At 67.6% G+C, this 7389-nt stretch carries 4 protein-coding genes; 2 read left to right on the forward strand and 2 right to left on the reverse strand.

Annotated elements, in window-relative coordinates:
• Positions 1-314 precede the first annotated feature (314 nt).
• Together QH290_RS20540 and QH290_RS20545 are read right to left on the reverse strand one after the other, a co-directional pair.
• Positions 315-1169, reverse strand: a complete 855-nt coding sequence (locus QH290_RS20540) for a lytic polysaccharide monooxygenase (protein WP_280269105.1) — start codon at positions 1167-1169, stop codon at positions 315-317.
• A gap of 559 nt (positions 1170-1728) precedes the next feature.
• Entirely contained in the window at positions 1729-5082 is a 3354-nt protein-coding gene (locus tag QH290_RS20545) for a (Fe-S)-binding protein (protein ID WP_280384523.1), read from the reverse strand.
• A gap of 510 nt (positions 5083-5592) precedes the next feature.
• Between QH290_RS20545 and QH290_RS20550 the strand changes: the two genes are divergently transcribed.
• Both QH290_RS20550 and QH290_RS20555 read left to right on the forward strand, forming a co-directional pair.
• Complete coding sequence (locus QH290_RS20550; RefSeq protein WP_342213750.1) at positions 5593-6339, forward strand: DUF8020 domain-containing protein; 747 nt, start codon at positions 5593-5595, stop codon at positions 6337-6339.
• 270 nt (positions 6340-6609) lie between these two features.
• The coding region (locus tag QH290_RS20555) for a DUF8020 domain-containing protein (RefSeq protein WP_280384526.1) at positions 6610-7389 on the forward strand (780 nt) is incomplete at its 3' end.

A 7389-nucleotide genomic window follows, 5' to 3' on the forward strand; every position in this document is an offset into this window, starting at 1 on the left:
GCCCGGGGACGGGGGCGGCGGGGGCGTCCCGCCGCCCCGCCAAAAAAAACACCCCCCGTTGGCGGTGTGGACACCACGACCGCCCTGGCGGTGGGTGGCGGGGGCGAGGGCTGACCGCAGACCGGTCCTCGTCACCCCCGCGGCCGGGTCCGCCCCACTTGGCAGTCGACGGGGCGGACCCGGAGTACGGGCGGTTGATGTGGCACATACGAATGCGGTTGCGGCACCCCGAGTACCGCAACCGCATTCGTTTCCCTCATCCAGTTGGTCTCTCCGGTGGTCGACGGCCCGGAATCATGCCGTCGCGGACCGGATTACACCTTCTGCCAGAGGGCGGGCGTGGCCGAGGGGGTCCAGCCCGGGTCGTGGGCGGTGTGTGACTGCAGGCACTTGTACTGCGCGCCTTCGTAAGTCACCGTGTCGCCGATCTTGTAGTCGCCGCCCTGCTTCCATGCCTGGCCCGCCGGGGCGGAGGTCGGCGCGGAGCTGGTGGTCGGCTGCGAGGACGTCGTCGGCTGCGACGAGGTGGTCGGCTGCGAGGACGTGGTGGGGTGTTCGTGGGTCGTGGTCGCCGGTGCGCTGGTGGTCGGCTGCGACGAGGTGGTCGGGGCGGGCGTCGTCGTGGACGGGGCCGTGGTCGTCGTGCCGCCGCCCGAGCCGCCGCCGATGTTCAGATCGACGCAGGAGTAGAAGGCATTGGAGGTGTCGCCGATATTCCACACGGCGAGCAGCTTCTGCTTGCCGCTGAACTTGCTGAGGTCGACCGAATGCGTCACGGTATCGCCGGGCAGCTCGTTCTTGCCGTCGATCTTGGCGACCTCGGTGTCTCCGATGAAGTACTGCCAGTCGGAGGTGCGATGCTGGGCGGTGTTGGTCCAGGTGAAGTCGACCTTGCTGCCGACGTCCTGCACCTTCCAGCCCTTGCTGTCGTCGTCGAGCTCCGGGTACTTGTTCGCGCCGCAGCTCTTCAGGCCCTTCGGCCCCTCCACGCTCTGCGGCTCGTAGCTGATGTCACCACAGGACACCTGGCCCTTGGCGCACTGGGCCTGACGGCTCAGCGGCGAGGAGACATAGCCGTGCGCACTCGCGGTGGCGGTGGGCAGCACGGCGATGAGGATCGGCGCGATTCCGGCGGCCGCGCCGACGATGGACAGCATTCTTTTGCTCACTGATGCTCCTTGTGAGAGATTGTGGGGCAGCGCAGCCGGCATGCCGCCCGTGATCGCTATGTGATTGTCCCGTGATGCGGGCGGGACGGTTTTGCATGAAAGTAATGCTCTAAAACCCGGGTGTTTAGAACCTAAGTCGCAGCAATCGGTCAGTCAAACGTTGGATGGGGCACTCGTCACAGATGGGCCGTTGTCCAATAGTTGACTACATTGTCTAACTGGGCAAATAGCAGTACCGGATTATCGGACCTGGATCGCTAGATACTTCTGGTCGGTCGATTTGTTTGCTGGTCAGCAAATCTCGGGGTTACCTCACGGCGCTGTGTGCAGCCCGTATTCGGGACGAACGGAATGCGGATCCGTTATGGACGCGGATTTCGTTTGAAACTACAGTTGCCCGTTCCCGACCTCTCGAGCCTGCCGCCGCTCGGCCCCCGAGGCCCGTCCGGTGCACTGTCCGCGCCGTACGGTGACCTCACCCCGAGCCCGCCGTAGCCCGAAACGACAACTGCCCCATCGCAAGCGATGGGGCAGTTCCCGAACCGTATTCCGGCTCCCGTCAGTTCTTGCGGCCGGGTGCCTTGGCGCCGGATTTGAAGCCGAGGCCGCCGGGCTTGGCGGTCGGCGGCTGGGCGCCGTTGCCCTCGCCCGAGGAGGACTCCGTCTTCGGCGCGTCGTCCGTCGAGTCGGCGGCCGGAGACGCCGTTGCCGTCGAATCCTCCGTTGCCGTCGAGTTCTCCGTTGCCGTCGAGTTCTCCGCTACCGAATCTTCCTCGGCCGCCGAATCTTCCTCGGCCGCGGCCGGTGCGGGTGCGGGCTGGGCGGCGGGCTTCGGGGCGCCGGGCGCCTTCGCTCCCGGCTTCTTGAAGCCGGACTTCATCGCCAGGCCCTTCGGCGCCACCGTCGGCTTGGTCTCGGTCGAACCCGATTCCGCGGCAGCGGTTTCCGTCGCCGGTTCGGCCGGGGCAGCGTCCGCGGACGACCCGGCCGGTGCGCTGTCCGTGGCGGCCGGGGATGCCGGGGCGGGCTTCGCGCCGGGCGCCTTCGCCCCGCCCTTCATCGCGAGACCCTTGCCGCCGGGTGCCTTGGCGCCGCCCTTCATGCCGAGGCCGCCGGGCTTGGCGGTTGGCGTCGCGGGAGCCTCTGTGGTTTCCGCCGACTCGGTCGCCGGAGCCGACTCGGTGGCCGGAGCGGATTCGGCGGGCTGTGCCCCGGGCGCCTTCGCCCCGGGTGCCTTGGCCCCGCCCTTCACCCCGAGGCCCTTGCCGCCGGGCGCCTTGGCGCCGCCCTTCATTCCCAATCCGCCGGGTGCCTTGGCCGCGCCCTTCATACCCAGCCCACCGGGCTTGGCGGTGGGTGCCGCGGGGGTCTCCGCCGGCTCCGCCGGGGCGGATTCGGCGGCGGGTGCCTTGGCGCCGGGCGCCTTCGCGGCGCCCTTCATGCCGAGGCCCTTACCGGGCGCCTTGCCGCCGCCCTTCATGCCCAGCCCCTTGCCTGCGGCAGGGGCCGGGGAAGCGGAGGCGGCCGGGGAAGTGGAGGCGGCCGGGGAAGTGGAGGAGGTCGCGGAAGTGGAGGCGGCCGGGGAAGTGGAGGAGGCTGGTGCGGCGGACTCGGCCGCGGGAGCCGCCTCGGGCTCCGGTTCCGGCGCGGCCTTCTTCGGCTCCTGGATCACCTTCAGGTTCTCCGACAGCGTGGCCGGTTCGGCCCGCTCGATCGAGTTCAGCATCAGCTGCGCCACGTCGACGACCTCGACCCCCTGGCCGACATCACCGGCGTCCTTGCGCGCGGTGACGCCGTCGGTGAGCATCACGCGGCAGAACGGGCAGCCGGTGGCGATCATCGACGGCTCGTTGCCGCCACCCAGGGCCGCCAGCGCCTCGTCGGTGCGGTCGAGGTTGACGCGTTTACCGAGCTGCTCCTCCATCCACATGCGGGCACCGCCGGCGCCACAGCACATCGACCGCTCGCCGTGGCGCGGCATCTCGGTCAGCGTCGCGCCCGACGCGCCCATCAGCTCGCGCGGCGCGTCGTAGATCTTGTTGTGACGGCCGAGGTAGCACGGGTCGTGGTAGGTGACCTTCTCGCTCACCGGGGTGACCCGGATCAGCTTCTGCTGCCGCACCAGGCGATTGAGCAGCTGGGTGTGGTGCACCACCTCGTAGGTGCCACCCACCTGCGGGTACTCGTTGTTCAGCGCGTTGAAGCAGTGCGCGCAGGTGACGACGATCTTCTTCTTCGCATCCTCGACACCCTCGAACACCGAGTTCAGCGTCTCGATGTTCTGCATCGCCAGCTGCTGGAACAGGAACTCGTTACCCGCGCGGCGCGCCGAGTCGCCGGTGCAGGTCTCCTCCTGGCCCAGCACCATGAATTTCACGCCCGCCGTGGCCAGCAGCTCGGCGACCGCCTTGGTGGTCTTCTTCGCGCGGTCCTCGTAGGCACCCGCGCAGCCGACCCAGAACAGGTACTCGTAGCCGTCGAAGCTGTCGGCGTCCTTGCCGAACACCGGGATGTCGAAATCCAGCTCGGAGATCCAGTTGAGCCGGTCCTTGGCGTTCTGACCCCAGGGGTTGCCCTTGTTCTCGAGATTCTTGAACAGGCCCGCCAGCTCGGAGGGGAACTCCGACTCGATGAGCACCTGGTAGCGGCGCATATCGATGATGTGGTCGACGTGCTCGATATCCACCGGGCACTGCTCCACGCATGCGCCGCAGGTGGTGCAGCTCCACAGCACCTCGGGGTCGATGATGCCCTGCACGTCCTCGCCGCCGACCAGCGGGCGCTCCGCCTCGGCCTTCGCGGCGTCGGAGATCTTCGCCAGCGCGGCCTCGTTCGGCTTGCCCTCGGCGTCGACCAGGCCGACCTCGTCGCCGCCCATATCCTTGCGCCCGCCCGCGAGCAGGTACGGCGCCTTCGCCACGCCGTGGTCGCGCAGCGACATGATCAGCAGCTTGGGCGACAGCGGCTTACCGGTGTTCCACGCCGGGCACTGGCTCTGGCAGCGGCCGCATTCGGTGCAGGTGGTGAAGTCCAGCCAGCCCTTCCAGGAGAAGTCCTCGACCCGCCCGGCGCCCAGCGTGTCGTTGTCGGGGTCGATGTCCTCCATGTCGACCAGGGCCTTGCCCTTGGACATCATCGGCTTCGCCGCACCCAGCGCGACGCCGCCGTCGTCCTCGCGCTTGAAGTAGATGTTGAAGAAGGCCGCGAACCGGTGCCACGCGACACCCCAGTTGATGTTCCGCCCGACCAGCAGCAGGAAGGTGCTGCCCGAGACCATCTTGACGAACGCGAACACCGACACCATCGCGACGCTGGACGGCAGCAGCTTGGCGACCTGCATGGTGAAGAAGTCGCTCCACATGGTCGCGTGACCGTAGGTGGCGATCTTTCCGGCCTTCACCATGGTCATGCCCAGGCCCTCGATGAGCACGATAAGCTCGATCGTGTACGCGGGGCCGAACTTCGAGCCGCTGAACCGCGACAGCCGCTGCGGCACGCGCGGGTGATTGAGCTGGCGGATGACGATCAGCGTCACGATGCCGATCACGGTGCCGATGCCGAGCAGCTCGTCCCACAGGTGGTAGATGCCCCAGTCGCCGATGATCGGCCAGTGGAATTCGGGATCGAACGTCTGCGGGTACGCCTCGAAGTAGAGGATGAAACCGCCGAGGAAGCCGATCATCACGAGCCAGTGCGCCCAGCCGACGGTGCGGAATTTGTTCATCCGGGTGTGCGCCAGGAACTCGACGAGCATCGTCTTGAAGCGCGGGAAGAACGGCCGCCAGCGGTCCGGGGCGGGCTGCCCGATCATGATGGCGCGGACCATCTTGCCGACGCCGCCGAAGAATGACGCCCAAGCCACAAGGCTGAACGCCACTCCAATCACGCCCAGCGTCACTGTCAGGGCATTCATGTCGCGACCTTCCTTAGGTTCACCGAGCATCCGACGGCGGGGCTGTTGCCGTGGACGTTGCACGCATCTTAACTGCCAGTAAGTTACCCGCCGGTAACTTACGTGTCTACCCTATGATCCCAGCCGGGAAACGGCCCCGGATTGCTGGGGCTTGACCCGCGCCGGAGGGTGTGACCGTGCCCACTTTTCGGTTTGATGTCGGCCGGGGCCTTCCAGCGGATTCGCTGGGGCGCGGTTCGACTGTCACGGTAAAACCCGGCAAATCCGGTCCATAACGCAGGACAGGCTTAGTTCCACTGGCGGAAAACGGATCTCGCTTCTCGCCAGCTATTGAACTAGGCTCACGTCGTCCTGCCTGCTGTACGCATCATCACACCGCTCGGGGAGGGTCTCGCAGGTCGCTCGGACGGAGCAGCGACTTGAGGGATGCGTGGGCTCTCGCGGAGTTGATGCGTTCGGCTACCTGATGATGGATTGGATAACCGAATGAAGTTCCGCAGCACTACTGCGGTGGGAGCCTTGGTCATTGGCACCCTGACCGTGGGTTTGGGCACCGCCCACGCCGAACCCGCGGCACCGGCCGAGAAGACGATCGGATACTCGGTCAAACAGGAAGACAAGGCCGCCGTGGCCCGTCTCGGAGCCGGGGGAACCTTCGAATTGTCGAAGGCCGAGACACCTGCGGCGGCAGCCGCCACGGCCACCGAGATCGCCGGTAAATCCGCGGAAGAGGCGCCGACCCTGGTCAATCTGAAAGATGACACGGGCAGCACCGTTCTGAGTTTCCCGCTGGCCTACTCGATTGCCGGACAACAGATTCCGGTCAAGGCGGAGGTGCGCGACAGCGGTAAGACCCTGGCGGTCACGCCCGAGCGACCGGCCGGATTGCCGGCCGACCAGCCGCTCGAGGTGAAGCCGGTCGTCAAGCCCGTGGCGTCGAATGTCGAGAACCAGCGGGCGCTGGGTGAATTCTCCACCTACTTCGGTCTCGCGACCGCCATCGGAGGATTCGTCGGCACCGCCATCGGCGCCGTCGTCGGCTGTGCCCTCGGTCTGATCGGGGTCATCGTCGGCTGCCTGGTCGGCCTGCCGACCGGCGCGGCCATCGGCGGCATTCTCGGCACCGTCGCTGTCGGCGGGCCGACGCTGGTGGCAGCGGGTGTCGAACTCATGAACACCCTCAACGCACCGCCCGGCACCACCCGGTACACCGACGAGGCCATGGAGAAGCAGCAGCAACAGCAGCCGCCCGCCTAGTCTCGCGATCTCCCACCGATCCGGCCCGCTCTTTCAGGGAAGAGCGGGCCGGTTCGCGTTCGCGGCATTGTGATTCGTGTTTCCGGCCCGTGACGATCGGTATCGATGACGAACCGCGGATCTCCATTCGGCTGGTTTCGACTAAGCTCGCCTCTCGACGTATGCAACGTACATACCTTCGCCCAGCGCGGTGCACTGCCGGTTCGCGCGAGGTGAAGCTCACAGGGTGAAGGTATGTGCGATGCGTCCTGATGAGGGATGGGAAGATCTATGAAGTTCCGCGCAATGACCGCGGTCGGTGCCGTGGCCATCGGGGCCATGACCGTCGTCGCGGGTACCGCGTACGCAGACCCGGCTTCCGCTGGGCCCCAGGGCGATTACATCGATTACGGGTCGGTGGTCGACGGGCAGACGGTGGTTACCAGGCTGAAGGGGGGAACGTTCGAGCTGGTCGACAAACCGGCGGCCGCTCCCGGCGAGGCGCAGCAGGTACTGCGGGTCCACAACCGCGTCGGCGATGTGGCCCTGGAGATGCCGCTCAGCTTCCGCGTCGGCGGCGTTCCGGTTCCGGTGCGGGCCACCGTCGAGGACGCCGACCGGGTGTTGAAGGTGACGCCGGACAGGCCCGCCGGTCTCGACACCTCCCGCCCGGTGACCGCGATCGTGCAGCCGATCGCCTCGGATATCGAAAATCAGCGCGCGATCAACGATTTCACGACGAAGCTCAGCCTCGGTGCCGGTGCTGGAACGGTGATCGGCGCGGTCATCGGTGTCGTGTTGGGCATCGGGGTCGGCGCGGTGCTCGGCCTGGCGACCGGTGCCGCGGTCGGCTGCGTGGCCGACGCCGTGACCCTCTGCGTTCCCGGGCTCGTCGTGGGCGGCCTGGTGGGCGCCGTCGCGGGCACCGTCCTGGGCGCGGTGGGGCTGGGCATCGTCGGGGCCGCGATCGGCAGCGGACCGCCGGTGTCCCCCGCCGGTGTCGTGATGTTGAACCCCCAGCAGGCCCCCCCCGGCACCCCCCCCTGGGCGGATCCCGTCGGTCCGCCGGCG

The organism is Nocardia wallacei, assembly GCF_029869545.1.
GTDB classification, from domain to species: Bacteria; Actinomycetota; Actinomycetes; order Mycobacteriales; family Mycobacteriaceae; genus Nocardia; species Nocardia wallacei_A.